This window comes from Pseudomonas sp. QTF5 (genome assembly GCF_000512695.2).
Lineage (GTDB): Bacteria > Pseudomonadota > Gammaproteobacteria > Pseudomonadales > Pseudomonadaceae > Aquipseudomonas.
Genome location: NZ_AZRW02000002.1, coordinates 76,443 through 97,998 on the forward strand (window position 1 = coordinate 76,443; position 21,556 = coordinate 97,998).

A 21,556-nucleotide genomic window follows, 5' to 3' on the forward strand; every position below is an offset into this window, starting at 1 on the left:
TAGGTCATCGAGCCTGCGCTCTCTACTATGACGGTCAGCGGAGGTACGCCATGCTGACTCACCCTTCCATCGTTTTAACGCTGCGCCGTCATCATCTGTTCAGCCAACTGCCGGAGAAAGTCTTCGAGGAAGTCTGCAGCCTGGCCATGCTCAAACGCCTGAGTTGTCACAGCACGCTCATGCATCAAGGGGATCCGGCCAGGCGTTTTTTCCTGCTGGTCAGCGGCCAGGTCAAGTTGTACCGGCTCACCGGCGAAGGCCAGGAAAACCTGGTGGAGATCATCCAGCCCGGCCAGACCTTTGCCGAAGCCTTGCTGTTCAGCCAGGCCCGGCTCTACCCGGTGAGTGCCTCCGCGCTGAAGGACAGTGTGCTGGTGAGCATCGACGGCAACCATTACCGCAATGCCCTGGAGGACCAGCCAAAAGTCTGTCTGGCGATCCTCGCGAGCATGAGCGTTCACCTGCACCTGCGCCTGCGTGACATCGATACCTTGACCATGGCCAGTGCGACCCGTCGGGTGATCAATTTTCTGTTCCAGGAACGCCACCCGGTGACCGGCCAGATTGTCTTGCAGGTATCCAAACGTCTGGTGGCGTCGAAGCTTGGGATTCAACCGGAAACCTTCTCGCGGATACTGCATCGCCTGGTGGAAAGCGGCCTGATTGCCATGGAACGACGCCATATCAGCATCCTCGCTGAAGAGGAGCTGGCGGCTTTCCAATAGCCGAAATTGACCGCCATCAAGGCGCGATGCCACGCACCTTGCACACTGACAGAGTCCATCCACGGAGAGTGCAAATGCCCCGTTCAACCCTGCCTTTGGTTTACTCCTGCTCAGGTTGCTCCAACGTCGCCCAACTGGCCAACACCCTGGCCGTGCGACTGGACCGCAGCGGCCTGGCTGAAATGTCCTGCATCGTCGGTGTCGGCGGGCATGTGGCGGCGCTGGTCAACAAAGCACGCTCGGGGCGCCGGATCTTCGCGCTGGATGGCTGCCCGCTGCAATGTGTTGAAAACTGCCTCAAGCAGCATGGGCTGCATGCTGATGTGCATCTGATTCTCAGCCACTATGGGCTGCGTAAACGCCATGGTGAGGATTGCACCCAGGCGCAGAGTGATGAGTTGTTTGAAGGGATCAGGCAGTTGATTGCCAGTGATGCTCGGCAGCATGTATACCGCCAGGAAACGATGGCCTGAAGAACAACAAAAACCCTGTAGGAGCGGGCTTGTCGGCGCCCACAGTTGAGCAACTGCGGACCTGAGGTAAATCCCAATGAGTAAGCGAGATAAATCCGGCCCATTCCAGGATAGGCTGACAAAAATTGGGACACCCTGTGCAATAGGGTTGCAACCCACGCAATAGAAAACGCTCCGCTGAGTCATCAACTGACGGGGCAAACATATCGACCTGCCGACGACACTTGCCCATGGATGCCGAAGGAATCTGTAGCCTGAAGCGGAAAAGGCCATCCTCGACTTAGCGTTAGCCCACCCGGAAGCCATCGCGAGGATGTTCGATAAAGATATTTAGCTGCGCTTTAAAAGGACACCCGTTGGCCGTGGCAACCGCTGGTCAGTGCGCAATAAAAAACGCATTGTCTTACGCATGATCATACGCAATACTTCGCAGGTAGCGGCACTCCACGCTTCCTGACGACGAATTGACAACTGAACTGACGACTGAACTGACAACTGAACTGACGAGATAAATGACATGAGTGCACTCCTAGACCGAGCTGAGCAGGCAGTGTCTGCCACGGCTATGGCACGTAGTTTTGGAGCGCGATTGAAGGACATCGCCAGCGGGGAGGTAACCCACCTGGTGATATTCAAGGACAACGAACCAGCAGCGGTTTTAGTGGGCGTAAACGCCTACCAAGCGCTGCAGGACGAACTTGAAGATCTGCGCTCAGAACTACTAGCCATCGAACGCCTGTCCAGCCTCGACAATACAGTCACAGTGAGCCTTGAAGACATGGAGGCTCGCTTTAGTTAGGCAAAGTGCAGATGAATTGGAATGTTCGGTTTCACCCTGCTGTAGAAGATGATCTCAAACAGCTCGGAAGCGCCGAAGCGAAACGCATTCTGAAAGTCATTCGGGAGCGCATCGTTTCAGGAGAGCCCGACAAGATTGGTAAACCCCTTCGGGGAGCCTTGGCCGGATACCGCCGGATAAGGACAGGTGATGTGCGCATCGTTTATCGCGTGAACGGTACTGAAATCGTTTTAGTTTTGTGCGTTGGTGCTCGCCGAGACGAAGAGGTCTACGATTCTGCGACTAAACGAGTCTGATTAAAAAACCCGCTTCGGCGGGTTTTTTCTTTTCCAGCCCGAGAAACCCGTGGCGAGGGAGCTTGCTCCCGCTGGGCTGCTCAGTAGCCCCAAAAAAGGAACAGCAGCACAGCCCAACGTCAGTCATCCACTCACCACAGCAGACCGCACCTACGCAGGCTCAATTTTATCCAGCACCCGGTTTGCAGTGATCTCAGCCACCATAATGCTGTTTGAAATACCCAGCAGCGCGTAGCGCGACTCACCCTCCAAATGATCCACCAACTGATGGACCATTACATCGACAGAGGCAAGCGTCTCGACCAAAAAAACCGCCAAGGTTTCGGCAGTGGCCCCAGGGTCGACGGAAAACAGGGTGCTGCGTGTACGCGCGGTAGCTTTGATGTCGGCATTCGACGGGAAGTGGAAGTTCAGAGCCCGCTCGGCGGCCTCATTGAGCTTCTTTGAATCGGGTTCATACGGGGAGACCGGATCGATGTCCGGCGGGTTGGGCGTGACCTTGAACATCCGCTGCCCAAACCCTATATTCCGTTTTCGCAATTCTCTTGCACCAGACGCAAAAAACTCAAACCCTACCTCGCGCCAGAGCCCAATTTTTTCGCGCTCGGCATCAAGCAATGTCGATTACCCCGCCGCCAACCCCTTCCCCGCCCGTTCCAAATTGCGCCACAACCACACAGGCAACACATCAGGATCCAGACTGTCGATCAGATTCTTCAACGCCAACCCCAACTCCGTATCACCCTCAATCACCAAACGCCGACGAAAAAACAGCGTATCCGGATCTTCCTGACGGCTCGCCAGCAATAAAAACTCGCGCCAGTTACCGCTGATGGTCACATGCGCCGTGGCATGTTCGGCAATCCGCAACCCTTTACCGCTGAGGGTCAGATACCAGGACAACCCCAAGTCCGGAATCCGCAAGCACAACCAACGCCCTCGCAGCACTTCGAACTCACCATCGCGCAACGGCCCGGCGAGGCAGCGATTCAGCGCCTGCTGCAACGCCAGGCGCTGCACCGCAAAGGGCACCCGGCGCACCAACGGCAACAACCGGTCGGCACCTTTCAATAGCCACTTTTTTCGATTCAACACAGGCCGACCTCCTCGACGCGCAGCATGCCGGCCTGGCCATGCCAATAACCATTGCACCCTTCGACGAACAGCGGCGGTGTCTCGCCCAGACGAACCCGTTGATACGCCTCGACCACTTCGGCCATGCCCTGAGCCCGAGGGCTCAAGCGCAACAGATCGGCACCGCAGGCCACCAGCCCGGAGTAATCGGCCAGCAAATTGGTCACCTCGGCCGACATCGTTTGAATACCGTTGATGGTGAATAGCGCCTGCCCTTCCTGACTGGTCAGCGCCAGGCCGTCGGGGTAGCTGATGCAACAAAACTGGCAGTCATCCTTGGGCCGGTTTTCCGCCCGAGCCGTAAAGCAGCGGGCGGAATAGGCCAACGGCAAATGCCCATAGGCAAAGATTTCAACTTCCGGCACTGCACGGCCCAGTTCGCGCACCTGCCCGATCACATCACCAATCAGCGCCGCCGAACATTCCACGGGCGGCACCCAGCGGGTCATGCCGCTGTCAAGCAATTGCGCCAATGAGTGACCGTTGTACAGATTGAGGGCCGGGCCGCCCACGAACGGCAACTTGCGCTCGGCCAGGAACTGCACCGTGCCCATGTCGTTGGCTTCCACCAGCAATTGGCCGTTGTCGCAAAGCCGGCGCAGGCTAGAGAGTTCGGACGCCGCTTCGATCAGCGTCAGGCTGGAAAGCACCAGTTGCGCCTGGCTGCACTCCTGCAACTCACGGCCCAAACCCAGCCATTGATCCAGCGAAAATGCCCGACGTTTCGAGCACACGGTTTCCCCCAGATAAATCACGTCCAGGGGCAACGCCGACATCTCGGCGTAAAAGTGGCTGAGTTGCTCTTTGTCCCAATAAAACAGGACCGGTCCCAGGCTGAGTTTCATGTCGAACCCCTCATTGCCATGATCGATGATAAGCACCCAGGGTGGTCTGGCTGCCTTCGGACAAACCGGCCAGTACCTGACGCCATTCATCCTTGACCCGAAAGCTGCCCGGCGCGCCACGATGGGCGTCCAGTGCCGCGCGCCAGACACGGGTGACTTGTTCGACATAGGCCGGGCTGCGTTGGCGGCCCTCGATCTTCACCGCTTCGACGCCGATGGCCGTCAGTTCCGGCAGCAAGTCCAGGGTGTCGAGGCTGGTGGGTTCTTCCAGCGCATGAAAGCGCTTGCCGCCGACCAGGAAGCGGCCCTTGCACAAGGTCGGGTAACCGGCCGGCTCGTCAGGGGTGTAGCGATCGATCAGCACTTCGCTGAGGCGCGCGCTCAAGCCTTCGGCGTCCTCGCTCCAGCGCACGGCCTTGGCTGGCGAACAGACACCGCACAGGTTCGGCGACTCGCCGGTAATGTAGGAAGACAGATGGCAGCGCCCTTCGGCCATGATGCACAAGCTGCCGAAGCCAAAGACTTCGATGGGCACCGGGCTGCTGGCAGCGACCTGGCGTACTTGCGCCAACGACAACACCCGCGGCAGCACCGCGCGTCGAATGCCATAGCGCTGCGCATAAAACTCCAGCGCGGCGGCATGGGTCGCCGAGCCCTGGACCGACAGGTGCAACGCCAGTTGCGGGTGACGCTGACTGGCGTAGTTGAGCACCCCGGGGTCGGCGGCAATCAGCGCATCGACACCGAAATCGGCGGCACGATCCACCGCCCGCTGCCAGCGCTCCCAGCCCTTGGGCTGCGGGTACGTGTTGACCGCGACATAGAGTTTGCGTTGATGCTGACGAATGTGGGCGACCGCTGCGTCGAACTGTTTGTCGTCCATGTTCAACCCCGCGAAATGCCGGGCATTGGTGTCATCGCGAAAGCCGACATAGACGGCATCGGCGCCTTGGCGCACCGCCGCTTTAAGCGCAGGCAGATTCCCTGCCGGGCAGACCAGTTGCATGGGTAATCCTCATGAAAAAACGCAGTTCGGGGCCTAATCAGTCATGGTTGGAGTGCGCTTGTGGCGAGCGAGCTTGCTCCGGGCGGCGTTCCGACGCTGGACTGCGCAGCAGGCCTAAATAACAGGGCCGCTTCGCGATCCAGCGGGAGCAAGCTCCCTCGCCACACAGTCTAGCGAGACCGGCAGGCACAGCCTTGACGGCAATCAATTGCCATCAATGCATCAGGTCGGCGAAGGACAGGAACATCACGTTGTCGTGCTTGAGCACTTGCTGCTCGCACTCGATCACCGCCAGCCCATCGGCCCAGCACGCGGCGGTCAACATGGCCGAGCTTTGCTGAGGGTGCAGTTCCACGCTCAACTGGCCGTCGGCGCCGGGCGTCAATCTAGCCCGCAGATACTGCCGACGCTTGTTACGCTGCAACCAGTCGAACCCGGCGGGCACGGCCAATGGCACCGGCAGCACGTCAGTCACGCCTTGGGCCCTGAGCAGGAACGGACGCACCACCACCAACGCGGTGATCAGCGCCGCCGACGGATTTCCCGGCATGCCGATCCACGGTTTGCCGGCCACTTCGCCAAAGGCCAGTGGCTTGCCCGGCTGGATGGCCAGCCGCCAGAAATCGACGTTGCCCAGTTCCTCGATCGCCTGTTTGAGGTGATCTTCCTCGCCGACCGACACGCCACCGGAGCTCAACAGTAAGTCGCACTCCGAAGACGCCAGGCTCAAGGCATGCTGGCTGGCCGCCAACTCATCGACCATGACGCCATAGTCGTGCACCTCAACGCCCCAGCCGCGCAACAACGCGGCGAGGCAATACCGGTTGCTGTTGTAAATCTTCCCCGGCGCCAACGGATCGCCCGGCTCACGCAGTTCATTACCGCTGCTGAGCAGGCACACCTGCAACGGCCGATAGACCTCGACCCGCGCGATACCAGCGCCAGCCAGCAACCCCAGTTCTTGTGCGCGCAGGCGTTTACCGGCCTTGAGCAACAGATCCCCGCGGCGAACTTCCTCACCCTCCTTGCGCACATGATCACCAACGGATACAGACGGGAACCAGACGCGCTCGCCCTCGACCCGACAGCGCTCTTGCGGCACGACGGTATCGGCGCCCGGTGGCAATGGCGCGCCGGTAAAGATCTGCACCGCCTGCTGCGCGAGCAAGGGCGAGCACGCTTGATCCCCCGCCGCAATTCGCCCGCCAATCGATAAACAGCCACCCGCCTGGGGCAGATCAGCCGCCCTGAGGGCATAGCCGTCCATGGCACTGTTGTCCCAGGCCGGCAGGTTCACCGGGGAATGAATGTCCGCCGCCAGCACCCGCCCCATGGCTTGATCCAGACGAACCATTTGCCCCAGGGGCGGCGGCGGTGCCTGGTCCAGCAGACGGCTGATGGCCTCGTCCACGGGCATCAGGTTGCCGATGTCGCACACCCGGCCAGTCATGTGCGCGTCCCACAGGCGTCGATGACCCGCTGCGCTTGCGGTTTCAAGTGCGGGGCGAAATTGCACGGGCCGGTGCGACTGTCCAGTTGTTCGAGCAGGATCTTGTTCCAGGCAGTCCGGCAGGCACCCGGCGAGCCTGGAACGCAGCACACCAGCACGCCATTACTCATGCCGGCCAGTGCCCGGGACTGCAGGCTGGACATGCCGATTTCCTCCAGAGACACCTGGCGGAACAGTTCGCCGAAGCCTTCCACATGTTTGTCCAGCAATGGCAAGACCGCTTGCGGTGTGTTGTCGCGAGCGGTGAAACCGGTGCCGCCGGTCATCAAGACCACTTGCACCTTGGGGTCGGCGATCCACCGAGAAACGGTGGCGCGGATCTGATAAATATCGTCCTTGACCAGATCGCGATCGATCAGCACATGCCCGGCTGTTTGCAGCAAATCCGTCAGGGTCTGTCCCGAAGTGTCGGTGTCAAAGGTGCGCGTATCGCTGATGGTCAGTACGGCGATGTTCAGGGGTTCGAAAGTGCGTTGCGCCAGATGGGCCATATCCAGGTCTTCCCGTAGATGAGGGTATGGCCCAAAGCCTGAACCGGAATGGTGAGCGAGCCTATTCCTCCAAGGAGGTACCTCGTCGGGGACATAGAGAGATGTGCCGGGCACAAAACCTGTGGGAGCGGCGGTGCGACGATTCGACTTGCTCGCGAATGCGGTGTGTCAAACAACATTAATGTCGACTGACACACCGCATTCGCGAGCAAGCCCGCTCCCACATTGTTCCTCCGTCGCTACAGGTTCTGCGCAATGGGGCTCAAGGCGCCAACCGGCTTCGTTTCCACAGACCATCGCGCAACCGGTAATCAAGACGATCATGCAAGCGGTCAGCCCGTCCCTGCCAGAACTCCAGACGTTCAGGGTGCAGGCAGTAGCCGCCCCAATGTTCGGGGCGCGAGACGGTCTGGCCAACGAAACGCTTGATGGTTTCAGCCAGCATGGATTCCAGCGCTGCGCGACTGGCCAGCGGACGGCTTTGCGGTGAAGCCCAGGCCCCCAGGCGACTGGCCATGGAACGAGAATCGAAGTACGCATCCGACAACGCCGGATCGAGCCTCGACACCTGCCCCTCGATACGCACCTGACGCTCCAGTCCCGGCCAGAAAAACGTCATCGCGGCATAGGGATTGGCGGCCAGTTGCTGACCTTTGTCGCTCTGGTAATTGCCGAAAAACGTAAAACCTTCATCGCTCAACCCCTTGAGCAGCAGAACCCGGCAGTGCGGCCGTCCTTCAGGGTCGACCGTCGCCAGCACCATGCTATTAGCCTCGACAGGTGCGCACTCGGTGTCGCGGGCCTGTTGCAGCCATTGCCGGAACATCGCCAGCGGATCGTCCAGCGCCGCCTCATCTTGCAGGCCATTGAGGGTGTAGTTACGGCGCATCTGAGCCAGGGAAAGCGGCATGACGGTGATCTCCGGAAGGTTTTACGCAGTGTGCGAGGCACTGCGCGATACCACCTTGACCGCCATCAACACTGTCGCTTACTTGAGACGCAGACGCCGTGCCAGTTTGTGCAGGTTGCTGGGATCGACTTCCAGAATCCGCGCGGCGTTGGCCCAGTTTTCCCCGGACAGGCTCAGGGCCTGGAGGATTTTCTTGCGCTGGTAATCGTCGACGGCTTCGCCCAAGGGCTGGAATGGCAGATCAGCCGTAACGTCCGGGGATGGCTCGACCACCGTCCCCGATGCCGCCATCGCGCTGTCGAGATCGAGAATTTCAGGCTCCAGCGTCATGATCAACGCGCGACTCGTCCCACGACTGAGCTGCTTCAACGCAGCCCGACTGATCACGTGTTCCAGTTCGCGCACATTGCCCGGCCAGGTATAAAGCAGCAGCGCGCGTTCGGCCGCTGGCGACAGGCGCAAGCCGCGCAGGCCAAGCCGCGCCCGATTGAGCTCAAGGAAATGCCCGGCCAGCATCAATACATCGTGACCACGCTCGCGCAGGGCCGGAATCGGCACCGGGTACACCGAGAGCCGGTGATACAGATCGGCGCGAAACAAGCCATCGCGGATGCTGTCCGGCAGGTGTCGGTTGGTGGCGGCGATGATGCGCACATCCACGTGCAGCGGCTTGTCGGCGCCCAGGCGCTGGATCTCGCCGTTTTGCAGGGTGCGCAGCAATTTCGCTTGCACGCTCAAGGGCAACTCCCCGACTTCATCGAGAAACAGCGTGCCACCGTTGGCGGCATCGAAACGTCCGGCACGGTCACTGGTGGCGCCGGAAAAGGCACCTTTGACATGCCCGAACAACTCACTCTCGGCCAGCGACTCCGGCAAAGCGGCGCAGTTAACGTGTATCAGCGGTTTGTGGTGGCGCCTTGAAAGACGATGCAAGCGCCGGGCGAACAGCTCTTTGCCGACGCCGGTCTCGCCCAACAGCAATACCGGCAGATCGGAATCGGCCAGTACATCCAGCTCATTGAGCAACTGATGCAACACCTCACTCTGCCCGAGGATCTCGCCCTCCTCGACGGGCATTCGCAGGTCCTGGGGGTCGCTACGGGACAAACGCAAACTGCGATTTTCCTGTTCCAGACGGGTGACCCGCACGGCGGCTTCGATCTGCAAGGTGCAGCGCTTGAGTTCTTCCCGCGCCCGGCTGTCGAAGGTCCCGGCGTGCAGCGCATCGAGGGTGATCGCGCCCCAGATCCGACCCTCGACATAGAGGCTCACGCCCATGCAGTCATGCACCGGCAGCGGTTCGCCGACGTGGTTGTCGAGCAAGCCGTCGTAGGGGTCCGGCAGGCGACTGTCGGGCTCGAACCAGGTCGGCTCGCGCGACGCCATGATTGCCGCCAGCCGAGGATGCTGGGCAATGACGAACCGGCGCCCCAACGCTTCATGAACCAGCCCCACCGTCGCAACGGGCCTGAGGCTATCGTCATCCAGACGCAACAAGCCCACGGCGCCACTGTTGAAGTATTCGCGCAAGGTCTGGACCAGTCGTTGCAACCGTACGGCATTGGGCAACTCGACGATCAGGTCGGCTGCCAGGCTTTCTCGCAGCATGGTAGTAATCACCCTCTATGGTTGGATTCACCCTAAAGCGTCAGGGTGCCTATCACCACAACTAAAAATTAATCCATGGTTTTCAATCAGTTGAAAATGGCATGCCGGATGCAATGGGTCTGGGGAACCTGTTGAAACCTAAACAAGGAACCCTGATGAGCCAGCCCCTATTGGAACAAAGCCTCGGCCAACTGGCCTGCGACATTCCCGGTGCCACCCGGATCTTTCACAGCTTCAAACTGGACTTCTGTTGCGGCGGGCATAAAAGCCTGCGTGAAGCGGCCCTTGGCAAAAACCTCGATCCGGTCCTCATTGCCGACGCGCTGCAGATTCTGCAAGACGCCGGCGAAACCCAGCACGACTGGCGCAACGAACCGTCGGAACTGCTGATCGCCCATCTCCTGGCGCGCTACCACGCCCGCCACCGCGAGCAACTGCCGGAACTGATCCGCCTGGCCCGCCGCGTCGAACAGGTCCATGGCGCACGCAGCAGTTGCCCCAACGGCCTGGCCGATCTTCTGACCGACATGCAACAAGAACTCGAAGGCCACATGCTCAAGGAAGAACAGGTGCTGTTCCCGATGCTGCAACAAGGCATCGGTCCTCAGGCTGCTCCGCCAATTCAGGTGCTGCGCTTCGAACATGATCAACATGGCGAAGCACTGGAGAAAATGCTCGCCCTGACCAATCACATCATCCCGCCTGCCGATGCCTGTAACACTTGGCGCGCCCTCTATCGCGGGCTGCTGGAATTCAAAGACGACCTGATGCAACACATCCATCTGGAAAACAACGTGCTGTTCATCAACGCCCTGAACCCTCGCCATTGATCGATCGCGAGTCACACCCAACCCGCGGCAGCCCATCGGTTGACGCGGGTTTTGTTTATCCGGGACTGCTTTTGATCAACCGTGCCAATAGAACATCGCCTTGGCCAGGATCACGATCAACACCATGTGCCCGAGGATGCTGCGGCGAATCCAGGTGGCGCGAGTCGCGGTCAGGCGCGCATGGGTCAGCCAATAGGCCAACAGCAAGTAATGACCGATGATGCTCAGGGCCAGGATGATCTTCAGGCTCAGCAACGTACCAAAGCTGCTGGCCAGCGGCTGACTCAATGCGCCCCGGTACTGCCACGCCAAGCCGATACCGGCGCCATACAACAGCAACACCACGCCGTGCAGGACCTTACGCGAAAGCAGTGCAATCGCCTGATCCGCCGTCGCTTGCGCAATATCCGTCAACGGCTGGCGCGCGCGATGCCAGATGACCACCTCGAAAAACAGCGTGCCGATGAAGGCAATCGCTGCCAGCAAATGCGTGACCAGTAAAAAGGGATACATCAGCGCCAGCCTCTGTCAGTTCGCGTGCTCATCCCGGATGACCGTCAACCCGGCCCCGCAGCAGCATCGGCCCATAACGCCAGGCATACAGCGCAAACGCCAGCGCCCAGCACAGACCGGCAAGCCACAATGCCGGCAAGGGAAAGAACTCGATCAACACGACCCGGCTCAGGCACGCCAGGTTGAGCAAGATGAACGCCAGGGTCATGCCCGACGGCGGCTCCAGCGCACGACCGGTATGCCCGAGGCTGACCCGCGCAATCATCGCCAGCACCAGGCCGCCCATGGCACCAATGGTCAGGCAATGCACCGCCAGACTCGGATTGATCGGCACGCCGAAATGCCATAGCGCCATCCCCAAACAAGCCACCGCCAACCAGCCATAGGCCAGGTGCAACGACCACAGCAACGGCACGTGCCAAATGGCGCGATCATGCCAGCGAACCAGGCGAACCAGATGCCCTGCGGCCAACACGGCGAACAACAGGCCCACCCAGAGATTGGGGACAAGCGCAGGTCCGGCGGCATATAACAACGCCATGAGGGGCGAGCCAATCAGCAGCAGCCAATCCAGCCAGGGCCAAGGGGCAACGCCATCGACCTTGCCGAGACCACGCTGGGTGAAGAACGGAATCACTCGCCCGCCGATCAACCCCATCATCGCTGCCACCAGCCAGATGCCGGTCAGCACGCTCTGGCGCTGCCAGCCTTCATGCCCCTCGACCAGACCGTACAGGGACAACCCGTCGGCCACAGCCAACAGCAGCAGAACCACCACAATCGGGTAGTTACGTTTCTGCCGCACCTTCCACAAGGTGAAGCCCATGAGCACCGCCACCGCCAACGGGAACGCCATTTCCAGCGCCGCGAGCAACGGCCACGGCACATTGACCAGCCAGGCCACTCGCGCCAATAACCACAGCAGCGCCAGAGCGGCCAACGGTTTGCCGCTGAGGCCGGGGCGACCGGTCCAGGTCTGCACGGCCGTCAGCAGAAAGCCCGCGATAATCGCCAACCCGAACCCGAACAGCAATTCATGCCGATGCCAGCCCAGCCAACCACCTGCCGGCTGCCAATCGGACATCGAACCACCAAAAGCCGCCAGCCACAGCGGAATGGCCAGCACCGCCAACAGGCAGCCAGCGAGGAAAAACGGCCGAAAGGCCAGCCGTAACAGCGGCGCGATTGCCATCGCTTTACGGCGGTCAAGCACTTGCATAAAGCCACTCCTCTACCTGTTTGCTGACCTGGCGCCAACCCGCACGCGCCGAGGTAAATCCAGGGGCAATCATCGTGGATTACCGATCCATTGCCTTTGTCGCAGATCAAGTGTGCAAGGGGCGTGCCCCGATGCCGAGCGCGCGCCCTTTGTGGCGAGGGAGCTTGCTCCCGCTCGGGTGCGCAGCAGCCGTAAACCGGCTGACGCGTTGTATCTGGAGGATAGCGATGGCCGATGTTTGGGAGTGCTTCGCACTCCAGCGGGAGCAAGCTCCCTCGCCACAAGGTGCTCCCGATCAGGGTACAAATGACCCTTTGATGGTCATTTAAACCCTAAAGATCACGGTATTTTTTACCCTGATCGCTGACACCCCCAATAAACAAGGCCCTCCAAGCCTGGCCCGCGTCTTGCTCTGCATGGGCAACCTTTTAGAAATCCTGGATCCCTCTCGATTACTCGGAGTCGTCATGAAAAAAGTCATCCAGCCACTGGCCTGGTTTGTTGTGTTGACCTCAATCCTGGCCCTTGCCAGCGGCGTCTCCCTGGGTCTCGTCTGACCTGATCCTCCCTTCTCTATCTTCAGGATGAATTCTCATGGTGCTTCATCGCGTCCATCACCAGATTCTGCGCAGTCATCATTTGTTTGAGCCGTTGAACGAAGAACAGCTGGATGAACTGATGAGTACCAGCCACTTGCTGAGCATCGACAAAGGCGAGCCGTTGTTTCGTCAGGGTGAGCCGGCAGATTCGTTCTATTTCATCATTGCCGGCGCGGTGAAGATCTACCGGCTGACACCCGATGGGCAGGAGAAAGTGTTCGAGGTCATCAGCGATCGGCAAACTTTCGCCGAGGCGATGATGCTGATGGACACCCCGAACTATGTGGCCTCGGCCGAAGCGATCTGCCCCACCCAGCTCTACCGGTTGTCCAACAGCACTTACATGCGCCTGCTGCAGAGCAATAGTCGGCTGACCTTTGCACTGCTGGGCAAGCTCTGCGTTCGCTTGCATCAACGGGTCAACGAAATCGAAACCCTGTCACTGAAAAACGCCACCCACCGGGTCGTGCGTTATTTGCTGACGCAACTGGTGCGCCAGCAAGCCGTTGACAGCCAATTCGAGCTGCCGATGGCCAAGCAACTGATTGCCGGGCATCTGTCGATCCAGCCAGAAACCTTTTCGCGGATCATCCGCCGCTTGATCGATGAAAACATCATCACTCAGGACGGCCGTCAGATCGCCATTCTCGATCGCCTGCGCCTGGAACAGTTCGAGTGAGTGCCATGCCCGTCTGCCTGTATTGCCAACACGCCAACCCACCACAAGAAATCGAGTGCCGCCAATGCGGCATGCCCCTGCCGGCACTGGCCGAACGCGCCGGAGAACGTCGGCAGCGTCGATTCATGTGGTTCTGCGTTGGCCTGACGATCTTCTGCGTGGTGATGTTTTTCTGGCTGCCGCGCAGCATCAGCTGAGGCTGCATATTCAAACCCTGAGGCCAGTCAGTTAAGGTGCAAAACCTGTGGGAGCGGGCTTGCTCGCGAAAGCGGTGTGTCAGGAGACATCCATGTTGACTGTGCCGCTGTCTTCGCGAGCAAGCCCGCTCCCACAGGTTTTGCGCTTAAACCCGGGTTCAAGGCTGGGTCAGCTGGCGATACAACTGCGGCAAGCGCAGAGGTAGCTGCTCGGGCTGACGGATCAAGGTGTAGCCATTGGCGCCGAACATGTACGGCAGGTAATCCCCGGCCTCGCGATCGATCGTGATGCAGAACGGCGTCAGCCCCTGACGCCGTGCCTCCAGCACCGCCTCGCGGGTGTCTTCAACACCGTAGCGTCCTTCATACAGATCCAGATCATTCGGTTTGCCGTCCGTGAGCAGCAGCAACAGTTTGCTGCGCCGCTTGCTCGTGCCCAATAGTTGCGTGGCCTGGCGAATGGCGGCGCCCATGCGTGTGTAATACCCCGGTTTGAGCCCTTGAATACGACCTCGAGTGTTGTCGTCATAACGCTGGGTGAACGCCTTGAGTTCCTGCATGCGCACTTGCTGACGGCGCAGCGAGGAAAACCCGTACAGGGCGAAATCATCACCCAGCACCGACAAGGTTTCGCCGAACAGCAGCAGGCTGTCGCGGATGACATCGATGACGCGGTGCTCATCGTTCAGGTGGGCGTCGGTGGACATCGACACGTCGGCCAGCAACAGGCACGCCAGGTCGCGGCGGGTCTGCCGTTGCTCCATGAACAGACCGCGTTCGGCACACTGGCCATGCTCGCGTTCAACGTGAAAGTCCAGCCAGGCTTGCATGTCCAGTTCAGACCCTTGAGGCTGCTGGCGTAACCACTGACGGTCATTACGCAGGTGCTCGAACTGGCGCCGCAAGCGGTGCGCCGAGGCCTTCAGCCGTAATGGCAACGGCTGTGCCTCACAGTCGCGGGGCACCATCATTTGCAGATTGACGAAGCTGTCCTGCATTTGTTGTTTGCGGTAGTCCCACTCCGGCAACTTAATGCCCTCGCCGAGGGGAATGTCGTCGACATCGGCCGGAGGCAAATCCAGGTGCAGTTTGAGACCGCCGCCCTTGCGCAGACGGGTGCGCGATAGGGTCAATTCGTCCAGGTCGTCGGCGACTCGGGCGGCGTCCGGGTCTTCGCTGTCGTCTGACCAGCGATCCAGGTCGACGTGTTCGGTCCAGCTGAACAGGTTCTCCAGACGCACGATTAACAACCCGCCGTCGCGGCTGCCTTCATCGATCCGCGTCGCGCGTTTACGCCCGCCTTTCTGTTCGCCGGCCGGCGTGGTCAAAGACTCTTCGGATTCATCGCCCAGATCCGCAGCCTGTGGACTGGCGAGGTTTTGCGGCGGGTACAACCACAGCGGCAGCGGCCAGGCGGCCCGTTCGCTGCGGGGGAAATGTTCGACACTGCCCGGCTCGCGCAATGCCTGGCATAACGCCCGTTCCAAGGCCGCTTCGCCGGGGTTCAATGTTGCCGGATCCGGGCGTAATTGCAGATGGGCATCGACCAAACGTTTGTACCGAGCACGCAACGCGGGATAGCGTCGCAACAGCTGTTGCGTCCAGCGTTGATTGTCCCGCCCCCAGTGGCGCATCTGCCCGGCCTGTGCCGCCAGCAACGCGAGCCAGCGATAGAGCTCCTCGTTCAGTACGACTTCAGGAAACACCGCGAGGCTCGACGGTAACCGGAGGTTAGCCTCATCGCACCACGCCAACGGCACTTGTTTGCAGGTGCCGGCGATCTGCTGCAACACGTTTCGGCGCAGCAGCAGATCGCGGTCGCTGGCGGCTTCCACACCGACGCCATTGGCGCCACCCATGGCACGAAACAACAGCGCCAGCGGGCGTTGCTGGCTGGCCAGTTCAACCCGTGCTTCAGGGAAGTCCGGGCTGGCGCGCCGGGTGATGAAACGATGCCAGACACTGCCTACCCACTCTTCCAGTTCGACGGTAAACGCCATGATGCTTGCCCTTCCTGGAAACCAAAAAAACGGCCCGCTGTATCAGCCGGGCCGACCTTTTCTAGCCGTTACACCGGCTCATGAAGGAACCACCGCAGCCGGGGCGCGCAAGGCGGCGCGGCTACGCTGCTTGAAGCTGAACAGGTAACACGCGAGCCCGGCGAAGAACCCGAGACCGGCGCCCAGACGCGCCCAGAACAGCACCTGCAGATGTTCGACCGTGGCCATGAATGGCAACGCAATCCCGTCGGCCTGCCAGCGTTGCAGGTAAACCTGGACGACACCGGCAGCGGTGAGGAACAGCGTGATCATCACCATCGACAGGGTCATCAACCAGAACCCCCAGATTTCGTAGGTCTGCGAACGCTCATCAGCGGCTTCACCCAACCCGCGCAATCGCGGCATGGCGTAGCTGATCAAGGTCATCACGATCATCGCGTAAGCGCCATAAAAGGCCAGGTGACCGTGCGCTGCCGTCAGTTGCGAACCATGGGTGTAGAAGTTGACCGGCGCCAGGGTGTGCAGAAAACCCCAGACACCCGCACCGAAGAACGCGGTGACCGTAGTGCCCTTGGCCCACAGTGTGGCGGCGCGGTTCGGGTGTTGCCGACGACGATTCTTCACCATGCTGAAGGCGAAGATCACCATGGCCAGGAACGGTAGTGGTTCGAGTGCCGAGAAGATTGAACCGACCCACAACCAGACCTCAGGCGCACCGATCCAGAAGAAGTGGTGACCGGTGCCGATGATCCCGGTAATCAGCGCCATGGCGATGATCACGTACAGCCATTTCTCCACCACTTCCCGGTCGACCCCGGTGATCTTGATCAGGACAAAAGCGAGCATCGAACCCATGATCAGTTCCCACACGCCTTCTACCCAAAGATGCACCACCCACCACCAGTAGAACTTGTCGCGGGCCAGGTTGCCGGGGTTATAGAAGGAGAACAGGAAGAACACTGCAAGGCCGATCAACCCGGTCATCATCACCATGCTGACGGTGGTCTTGCGACCTTTGAGCAGGGTCATGCCGATGTTGTAGAGAAAGCCCAGGCACACCACCACAATGCCCATCTTGGTGATGGTCGGCTGCTCCAGGAACTCCCGGCCCATGGTTGGCAGCAACTCGTTGTGGGTCAGTTTGGCCAGACCCGCATAAGGCACCAGCAGATAGCCGAGGATCGTCAGCACGCCCGCGGCGGCGAATACCCAGAACAGGATGATCGCCAACTTCGGACTGTGCAGTTCGCGGTCGGCCTCTTCCGGAATCAGGTAGTAGGCAGCGCCCATGAAGCCGAACAGCAGCCAGACGATCAGCAGGTTGGTGTGCACCATCCGCGCCACGTTGAAGGGAATGATCGGGAACAGGAAGTCTCCCACCACGTATTGCACACCCATGATCAAACCGAACAGCACCTGACCGAGAAACAGCATCAGGGCGAACACGAAGTACGGTTTGGCCACGGCTTGCGAGGCGAATTTCAGATGCGGATTAGCAATGCTCATCTCTTAGCCCTCCTTGTTTGGCGGCCAGCCATTGGTGTTGATGTTCGAGCTCCATTTGAGGAACTCGGCGATGTCATCCACCTCTTGCTCACTCAACTTGAACTGCGGCATCGCTCGCCGACCCGGTACACCCAGCGGCTGCATTTTCATCCAGGCATGCAGAAAGGGTTTGAAGCCCGCCTCCCCGCCGCGCCGCTGAAACACGTTGCCCAGCTCCGGCGCAAAGTAGGCGCCCTCGCCCAGCAGCGTGTGGCAGCCGATGCAGTTGTTTTGCTCCCAGACCGTCTTGCCGCGAATCACTGATTCGGTTAACTGCGCTTCGTTGCTGCGCACCGGAAAGGTCTGTTCCGTGTGATAGGTCAAGGCCAGGAATATCAGGAAGAAGAAGATGCTTCCCCCGAAGTAGATATTCCTGGCCATGCCTTTGGTGAAGGTCTCTGACATGGTCGCTTCCTCTTTGCTTGGCGTGCCCATGATAGAAAGCGAAGGGTTGAAACCTGCTTGATGGCGATCAAGAAAGGCAGATGGTTTGGGTCGGGTATAGATCGTATGGCTGACAGAGATCGAATGTGGGAGCGGGCTTGCTCGCGAAGGCGGAGTGTCAGTCAACATGGATGCTGAATGTGCCGGCCCCTTCGCGAGCAAGCCCGCTCCCACATTAAATTCTCGCTGTTTTATAGACTTGTATTCATTCAGCGAAACGACACCAGCGTCAGCCCTACAACGGCGGCCAACACCAACGCCCAGCCCACCATCAACCGGCGCCACAATCGCGGGGCATGGCGCATCTCCATAAAGCCATCGGCAATCAGCCAGGCCTTGCCAACCGCCACCAGCAAAATGGCCACCGACAGCAGCCACGTCGCACCCATCTGTGCCAGCACCACCGTGCACACGCTTAATGTGGCCAGCGCGGCCCAGCAGACGAGTAAAAACCTGGAAGCCGACATCAGAACCTCCGTCAATTCAGAACGTAGACCAGCGGAAACAGCACGACCCAGATCAGATCGACCATGTGCCAATACAGCACACCCGATTCAAGCCCGCTGCGGTTGGCGGCGTTGTACAGGCCACGACGGCAACGCTCGGCCAGCCATCCGAGAATGACCATGCCGAGCAGTACATGGAGAAAATGAAAACCGGTGAGGATCCAGTAGAGGGTGAAAAACGTGTTGTGCTCCATGCCCAGCCCCGAGGCCAGCAAGTGTCGGTATTCCGTGATCTTCAACACCACGTAGACACTGCCGGCGAGCAACGCTGCCAGCAGATAGACAGCGCCGGGGCGAGACCGAGAACGCTTGACTTGCTCTTGAGCCATCGCGGCGAACAGCCCGGCGGTGAGCAGGCTCAGGGTCATCGCCAGGCCGGTAGAGGTGTTGAGCAACTGACGGCTTTCGCTGAACAGTTGCGGCTTGAGTGCCTGGGTCACGGCGAACGTCAGAATCAGGATAGCGAACACCGACAGCTCGGCCAGAATGAAAAACCACATCGCCAGATCGCCCGGCAAGTGACCCGGCGCAACGCGTCTGACCTCAGCCGAAGTGGACATCAACCACGTCCATCAACGCCGCAACCGTCAGCGGATCATCACTCAGAGGCTCGGCCAGACAGGCCATGCACGCCTCACGCGGGCTCATGCCGGAGCGGATCATTCGCGCGGTGAAAATCAGCAACCGCGTCGAGGCGACCTCCTCCAGATCATGTTGATCCAGCCGGCGCAGTGCCTGTCCCAGCCGGACCACTTGCGCCGCCAACGCGCTGTCCACCTGCGCTTCCCGGGCGACAATGCGCTCTTCATCGGCCACCGGCGGATAGCCGAAACGCATCGCCACGAAGCGTTGTCGGGTGCTGGGTTTCATGCCTTTGAGCAGGTTCTGGTAGCCGGGGTTGTACGACACCACCAACATGAATGACGACGGCGCCTGCAGCACTTCGCCGGTGCGTTCCAGGAACAACTCGCGACGATCATCAGCCAGTGGATGCAGTACGACCACGGTGTCCTGGCGCGCCTCGACCACTTCGTCCAGATAACAGATGCCGCCTTCACGTACCGCGCGGGTCAGCGGTCCGTCCTGCCACCAGGTGCCCTGGGCACCGATCAAATGACGGCCAATCAAGTCGGCAGCGCTCAGATCGTCATGGCAAGCCACGGTGTACAGCGGCAGTTTCAGTCGATGGGCCATGTGCTGAACGAAGCGGGTCTTGCCGCACCCGGTCGGGCCTTTGATCAGCACCGGCATGCCGTGTCGCCAGGCTTGCTCGAACAGCACCTCCTCATTATTGAGCGGTTGATAGAAGGGTTCACAAGACTGGATTCGGTCCATGGGCTGCCTGTTCCAAAAGCGGATTCAAGCAACACGCTACGGGCCCCTGCGACAACCTGGCAAGTGACATGGCCGGCAAACTTGATCGCGGTCAAGCGAGCATTGGCCTGCTCGGGCATAGCCTTGCACGGCACTAAGAACCTGCGTTCTGCGCTGCCGTTTCAGCACATCGCAAAGGTCTTGCCTGAGGAGAAATGGAATGCTGATCAGCAATAGAAAAACGTTTGCTCTGACTGTCGCCACATTGTGTTCGGCGCTGGCCCTTGCGGTGACTCATGCGGCCCGGGCCAACGAGCCCGCTGCCGCTGCGGCCAGCCCGCTGATGGTCAAATCCGCCGGAGCGCCCGACATGAGTCAGGCCGAGTTCGACTCTTCCAAGGAAATTTACTTTCAGCGTTGCGCCGGCTGCCACGGCGTTCTGCGCAAAGGCGCCACCGGCAAACCACTGACACCGGACATCACCCAGTCCCGCGGGCAACCGTTTCTGGAGGCGTTGATTACCTACGGTTCACCGGCGGGCATGCCGAACTGGGGAACGTCGAATGCGCTGACCAAGGATCAGATCACCTCAATGGCCAAGTTCATTCAGCACGCGCCGCCGACGCCGCCGGAATGGGGCATGGCCGAGACGCTGAAAACCTGGAAAGTACTGGTCAAGCCTGAGGATCGTCCGAAGAAGCAACTGAGCAAACTCAACCTGCCGAACCTGTTTTCGGTGACCTTGCGCGATGACGGCAAGATTGCCCTGATCGACGGTGACAGCAAGAAAATCGTCAAGCTGATCGAGACCGGTTATGCGGTGCACATCTCGCGCATTTCTGCCTCCGGTCGTTACCTGCTGGTGATTGGTCGAGACGCGCGGATCGACATGATCGACCTGTGGCCGGTGGAGCCGACCAAAGTCGCCGAAGTCAAAGTGGGCATCGAGGCGCGCTCGGTGGAGACCTCCAAGTTCAAGGGCTACGAAGACAAATACACCGTCGCCGGCTCCTATTGGCCACCGCAATTCACCATCATGGATGGCGAAACCCTGGAGCCGAAACAGATCGTCTCGACCCGCGGCATGACCGTCGACAAACAGGAATACCACCCCGAACCCCGGGTCGCGGCGATCATCGCCTCCCACGAATGGCCGGAGTTCATCGTCAACGTCAAGGAAACCGGCAAGGTCATGCTGGTCAATTACCAGGACATCAAAAACCTCACCATCACTTACATCGATGCCGCGCCCTTCCTGCATGACGGCGGTTGGGACAGCACCCACCGCTACTTCATGACCGCCGCCAACAACTCCAACAAAGTTGCTGTGATCGACTCCAAAGATCGCAAGTTGGCAGCTTTGGTGGAGGTCGGCAAAACCCCTCACCCGGGGCGCGGCGCCAACTTCAACCACCCGACCTACGGCCCGGTCTGGGCCACCAGCCACCTGGGCGATGACGGCATTTCCCTGATCGGTACCGACCCGGTCAAATACCCGCAATACGCCTGGAAACAGGTCGCCTCACTCAAGGGCCAGGGCGGCGGATCGCTGTTCATCAAAACCCACCCTGACTCCCGTCACCTGTATGTCGACACCACCCTCAACCCCGACGCCAAGCTGAGCCAGTCGGTGGCGGTGTTCAACATCGACAAACTCGACGCCGGCTACACCGTGCTGCCCATCGCCGAGTACGCCGGCATCAAGCAAGGCGCCATGCGGGTGGTACAACCGGAATACAACAAGGCCGGCGATGAAGTCTGGTTCTCCGTGTGGAGCGGTCAGTCAGAGGAATCGGCGCTGGTAGTGATCGACGACAAAACGCTGAAGCTCAAATCAGTCATAAAGGATAAACGGCTGATCACACCCACCGGAAAATTCAACGTCTACAACACCCAACACGACATCTATTGAG

At 60.0% G+C, this 21,556-nt stretch carries 24 protein-coding genes; 8 read left to right on the forward strand and 16 right to left on the reverse strand.

Annotated features, from left to right (window positions below):
• Positions 1 to 50: 50 nt before the first annotated feature.
• The 4 genes from IC37_RS01910 (at position 51) to IC37_RS01925 (ending at position 2,293) form a co-directional block, all read left to right on the forward strand.
• Positions 51 to 725 (forward strand): Crp/Fnr family transcriptional regulator, encoded by a 675-nt coding sequence (locus IC37_RS01910; protein ID WP_030130733.1) that lies wholly within the window; start codon positions 51 to 53, stop codon positions 723 to 725.
• 74 nt (positions 726 to 799) lie between these two features.
• On the forward strand, positions 800 to 1,198 hold the full coding sequence (locus IC37_RS01915; RefSeq protein WP_030130732.1) for a putative zinc-binding protein: 399 nt from the start codon (positions 800 to 802) through the stop codon (positions 1,196 to 1,198).
• A 565-nt stretch (positions 1,199 to 1,763) separates the two neighbouring features.
• Positions 1,764 to 1,997 carry a type II toxin-antitoxin system Phd/YefM family antitoxin gene (locus tag IC37_RS01920; RefSeq protein WP_030130731.1) on the forward strand — a complete coding sequence of 78 codons (234 nt, stop codon included), beginning with the start codon at positions 1,764 to 1,766 and terminating at the stop codon, positions 1,995 to 1,997.
• A gap of 11 nt (positions 1,998 to 2,008) precedes the next feature.
• On the forward strand, positions 2,009 to 2,293 hold the full coding sequence (locus IC37_RS01925) for a type II toxin-antitoxin system RelE/ParE family toxin (RefSeq protein ID WP_030130730.1): 285 nt from the start codon (positions 2,009 to 2,011) through the stop codon (positions 2,291 to 2,293).
• A 150-nt stretch (positions 2,294 to 2,443) separates the two neighbouring features.
• Here IC37_RS01925 and IC37_RS01930 read toward each other — a convergent pair whose 3' ends face one another.
• The 8 genes from IC37_RS01930 to norR all read right to left on the reverse strand — a co-directional run bounded on the left by IC37_RS01930 (position 2,444) and on the right by norR (position 9,797).
• Positions 2,444 to 2,800: a DUF6124 family protein gene (locus IC37_RS01930; protein WP_030130729.1), complete on the reverse strand. Its 357-nt coding sequence runs from the start codon at positions 2,798 to 2,800 to the stop codon at positions 2,444 to 2,446.
• Between the two features lie 117 nt (positions 2,801 to 2,917).
• A complete protein-coding gene (locus IC37_RS01935) occupies positions 2,918 to 3,388 on the reverse strand; it encodes an SCP2 domain-containing protein (protein ID WP_030130728.1) in 471 nt (156 codons plus the stop codon).
• Positions 3,382 to 4,272, reverse strand: a complete 891-nt coding sequence (locus tag IC37_RS01940) for a U32 family peptidase (RefSeq protein ID WP_030130727.1) — start codon at positions 4,270 to 4,272, stop codon at positions 3,382 to 3,384. The genes IC37_RS01935 and IC37_RS01940 overlap by 7 nt, the downstream gene beginning before the upstream one ends.
• A 10-nt stretch (positions 4,273 to 4,282) precedes the next feature.
• Complete coding sequence (locus tag IC37_RS01945; protein WP_030130726.1) at positions 4,283 to 5,278, reverse strand: peptidase U32 family protein; 996 nt, start codon at positions 5,276 to 5,278, stop codon at positions 4,283 to 4,285.
• A 214-nt stretch (positions 5,279 to 5,492) separates the two neighbouring features.
• Positions 5,493 to 6,728, reverse strand: a complete 1,236-nt coding sequence (glp, locus tag IC37_RS01950; protein ID WP_030130725.1) for a gephyrin-like molybdotransferase Glp — start codon at positions 6,726 to 6,728, stop codon at positions 5,493 to 5,495.
• A complete protein-coding gene (gene moaB, locus IC37_RS01955; RefSeq protein WP_030130724.1) occupies positions 6,725 to 7,279 on the reverse strand; it encodes a molybdenum cofactor biosynthesis protein B in 555 nt (184 codons plus the stop codon). The genes glp and moaB overlap by 4 nt, the downstream gene beginning before the upstream one ends.
• 262 nt (positions 7,280 to 7,541) lie before the next feature.
• Positions 7,542 to 8,189, reverse strand: a complete 648-nt coding sequence (pdxH, locus tag IC37_RS01965; protein WP_030130723.1) for a pyridoxamine 5'-phosphate oxidase — start codon at positions 8,187 to 8,189, stop codon at positions 7,542 to 7,544.
• Positions 8,190 to 8,267: 78 nt separating this feature from the next.
• Positions 8,268 to 9,797, reverse strand: coding sequence for a nitric oxide reductase transcriptional regulator NorR (gene norR / locus IC37_RS01970; protein WP_030130722.1), 1,530 nt, complete (start codon positions 9,795 to 9,797; stop codon positions 8,268 to 8,270).
• A 155-nt stretch (positions 9,798 to 9,952) separates the two neighbouring features.
• Here norR and ytfE point away from each other — a divergent pair, with 155 nt between their 5' ends.
• Positions 9,953 to 10,627, forward strand: a complete 675-nt coding sequence (gene ytfE, locus IC37_RS01975; RefSeq protein ID WP_030130721.1) for an iron-sulfur cluster repair protein YtfE — start codon at positions 9,953 to 9,955, stop codon at positions 10,625 to 10,627.
• A 75-nt stretch (positions 10,628 to 10,702) separates the two neighbouring features.
• Here the strand turns inward: ytfE and IC37_RS01980 are convergent, their stop codons facing one another.
• Both IC37_RS01980 and IC37_RS01985 read right to left on the reverse strand, forming a co-directional pair.
• Entirely contained in the window at positions 10,703 to 11,140 is a 438-nt protein-coding gene (locus tag IC37_RS01980; RefSeq protein WP_030130720.1) for a membrane protein, read from the reverse strand.
• A gap of 28 nt (positions 11,141 to 11,168) precedes the next feature.
• Positions 11,169 to 12,359 (reverse strand): NnrS family protein, encoded by a 1,191-nt coding sequence (locus IC37_RS01985; RefSeq protein ID WP_030130719.1) that lies wholly within the window; start codon positions 12,357 to 12,359, stop codon positions 11,169 to 11,171.
• A gap of 594 nt (positions 12,360 to 12,953) precedes the next feature.
• Between IC37_RS01985 and IC37_RS01990 the strand changes: the two genes are divergently transcribed.
• A complete protein-coding gene (locus tag IC37_RS01990; protein ID WP_030130718.1) occupies positions 12,954 to 13,637 on the forward strand; it encodes a Crp/Fnr family transcriptional regulator in 684 nt (227 codons plus the stop codon).
• 5 nt (positions 13,638 to 13,642) lie between these two features.
• The gene (locus tag IC37_RS01995; protein ID WP_051414835.1) at positions 13,643 to 13,834 is read left to right on the forward strand and encodes a hypothetical protein; all 192 of its coding nucleotides are present in this window, start codon (positions 13,643 to 13,645) and stop codon (positions 13,832 to 13,834) included.
• Positions 13,835 to 13,992: 158 nt separating this feature from the next.
• Here IC37_RS01995 and IC37_RS02000 read toward each other — a convergent pair whose 3' ends face one another.
• The 6 genes from IC37_RS02000 to IC37_RS02025 all read right to left on the reverse strand — a co-directional run bounded on the left by IC37_RS02000 (position 13,993) and on the right by IC37_RS02025 (position 19,664).
• On the reverse strand, positions 13,993 to 15,834 hold the full coding sequence (locus IC37_RS02000) for a nitric oxide reductase activation protein NorD (RefSeq protein WP_030130716.1): 1,842 nt from the start codon (positions 15,832 to 15,834) through the stop codon (positions 13,993 to 13,995).
• A gap of 78 nt (positions 15,835 to 15,912) precedes the next feature.
• Positions 15,913 to 17,340, reverse strand: coding sequence for a cbb3-type cytochrome c oxidase subunit I (locus IC37_RS02005; RefSeq protein WP_030130715.1), 1,428 nt, complete (start codon positions 17,338 to 17,340; stop codon positions 15,913 to 15,915).
• Between the two features lie 3 nt (positions 17,341 to 17,343).
• Positions 17,344 to 17,784 (reverse strand): cytochrome c, encoded by a 441-nt coding sequence (locus IC37_RS02010; protein WP_030130714.1) that lies wholly within the window; start codon positions 17,782 to 17,784, stop codon positions 17,344 to 17,346.
• A 248-nt stretch (positions 17,785 to 18,032) separates the two neighbouring features.
• Positions 18,033 to 18,290: a cytochrome C oxidase subunit IV family protein gene (locus tag IC37_RS02015; protein WP_030130713.1), complete on the reverse strand. Its 258-nt coding sequence runs from the start codon at positions 18,288 to 18,290 to the stop codon at positions 18,033 to 18,035.
• 11 nt (positions 18,291 to 18,301) lie between these two features.
• Positions 18,302 to 18,889, reverse strand: a complete 588-nt coding sequence (locus tag IC37_RS02020; protein WP_030130712.1) for a cytochrome c oxidase subunit 3 family protein — start codon at positions 18,887 to 18,889, stop codon at positions 18,302 to 18,304.
• Positions 18,873 to 19,664: a CbbQ/NirQ/NorQ/GpvN family protein gene (locus tag IC37_RS02025; RefSeq protein WP_030130711.1), complete on the reverse strand. Its 792-nt coding sequence runs from the start codon at positions 19,662 to 19,664 to the stop codon at positions 18,873 to 18,875. Before IC37_RS02025 ends, IC37_RS02020 begins: the two co-directional genes overlap by 17 nt.
• 199 nt (positions 19,665 to 19,863) lie before the next feature.
• Between IC37_RS02025 and IC37_RS02030 the strand changes: the two genes are divergently transcribed.
• Complete coding sequence (locus tag IC37_RS02030; protein WP_030130710.1) at positions 19,864 to 21,555, forward strand: nitrite reductase; 1,692 nt, start codon at positions 19,864 to 19,866, stop codon at positions 21,553 to 21,555.
• Position 21,556: the final 1 nt, after the last annotated feature.

Excerpts from the sequence above, each read along its gene's own strand:
- IC37_RS01910 (WP_030130733.1), top strand. The coding sequence starts at position 51 with ATGCTGACTCACCCTTCCATCGTTTTAACGCTGCGCCGTCATCATCTG.
- IC37_RS01915 (WP_030130732.1), top strand. The coding sequence starts at position 800 with ATGCCCCGTTCAACCCTGCCTTTGGTTTACTCCTGCTCAGGTTGCTCC.
- IC37_RS01920 (WP_030130731.1), top strand. The coding sequence starts at position 1,764 with ATGGCACGTAGTTTTGGAGCGCGATTGAAGGACATCGCCAGCGGGGAG.
- IC37_RS01925 (WP_030130730.1), top strand. The coding sequence starts at position 2,009 with ATGAATTGGAATGTTCGGTTTCACCCTGCTGTAGAAGATGATCTCAAA.
- IC37_RS01930 (WP_030130729.1), bottom strand. The coding sequence starts at position 2,800 with ATGTTCAAGGTCACGCCCAACCCGCCGGACATCGATCCGGTCTCCCCG.
- IC37_RS01940 (WP_030130727.1), bottom strand. The coding sequence starts at position 4,272 with ATGAAACTCAGCCTGGGACCGGTCCTGTTTTATTGGGACAAAGAGCAA.
- IC37_RS01945 (WP_030130726.1), bottom strand. The coding sequence starts at position 5,278 with ATGCAACTGGTCTGCCCGGCAGGGAATCTGCCTGCGCTTAAAGCGGCG.
- glp (WP_030130725.1), bottom strand. The coding sequence starts at position 6,728 with ATGACTGGCCGGGTGTGCGACATCGGCAACCTGATGCCCGTGGACGAG.
- moaB (WP_030130724.1), bottom strand. The coding sequence starts at position 7,279 with ATGGCCCATCTGGCGCAACGCACTTTCGAACCCCTGAACATCGCCGTA.
- pdxH (WP_030130723.1), bottom strand. The coding sequence starts at position 8,189 with ATGCCGCTTTCCCTGGCTCAGATGCGCCGTAACTACACCCTCAATGGC.
- norR (WP_030130722.1), bottom strand. The coding sequence starts at position 9,797 with ATGCTGCGAGAAAGCCTGGCAGCCGACCTGATCGTCGAGTTGCCCAAT.
- ytfE (WP_030130721.1), top strand. The coding sequence starts at position 9,953 with ATGAGCCAGCCCCTATTGGAACAAAGCCTCGGCCAACTGGCCTGCGAC.
- IC37_RS01980 (WP_030130720.1), bottom strand. The coding sequence starts at position 11,140 with ATGTATCCCTTTTTACTGGTCACGCATTTGCTGGCAGCGATTGCCTTC.
- IC37_RS01985 (WP_030130719.1), bottom strand. The coding sequence starts at position 12,359 with ATGCAAGTGCTTGACCGCCGTAAAGCGATGGCAATCGCGCCGCTGTTA.
- IC37_RS01990 (WP_030130718.1), top strand. The coding sequence starts at position 12,954 with ATGGTGCTTCATCGCGTCCATCACCAGATTCTGCGCAGTCATCATTTG.
- IC37_RS01995 (WP_051414835.1), top strand. The coding sequence starts at position 13,643 with ATGCCCGTCTGCCTGTATTGCCAACACGCCAACCCACCACAAGAAATC.
- IC37_RS02000 (WP_030130716.1), bottom strand. The coding sequence starts at position 15,834 with ATGGCGTTTACCGTCGAACTGGAAGAGTGGGTAGGCAGTGTCTGGCAT.
- IC37_RS02005 (WP_030130715.1), bottom strand. The coding sequence starts at position 17,340 with ATGAGCATTGCTAATCCGCATCTGAAATTCGCCTCGCAAGCCGTGGCC.
- IC37_RS02010 (WP_030130714.1), bottom strand. The coding sequence starts at position 17,784 with ATGTCAGAGACCTTCACCAAAGGCATGGCCAGGAATATCTACTTCGGG.
- IC37_RS02015 (WP_030130713.1), bottom strand. The coding sequence starts at position 18,290 with ATGTCGGCTTCCAGGTTTTTACTCGTCTGCTGGGCCGCGCTGGCCACA.
- IC37_RS02020 (WP_030130712.1), bottom strand. The coding sequence starts at position 18,889 with ATGTCCACTTCGGCTGAGGTCAGACGCGTTGCGCCGGGTCACTTGCCG.
- IC37_RS02025 (WP_030130711.1), bottom strand. The coding sequence starts at position 19,664 with ATGGACCGAATCCAGTCTTGTGAACCCTTCTATCAACCGCTCAATAAT.
- IC37_RS02030 (WP_030130710.1), top strand. The coding sequence starts at position 19,864 with ATGCTGATCAGCAATAGAAAAACGTTTGCTCTGACTGTCGCCACATTG.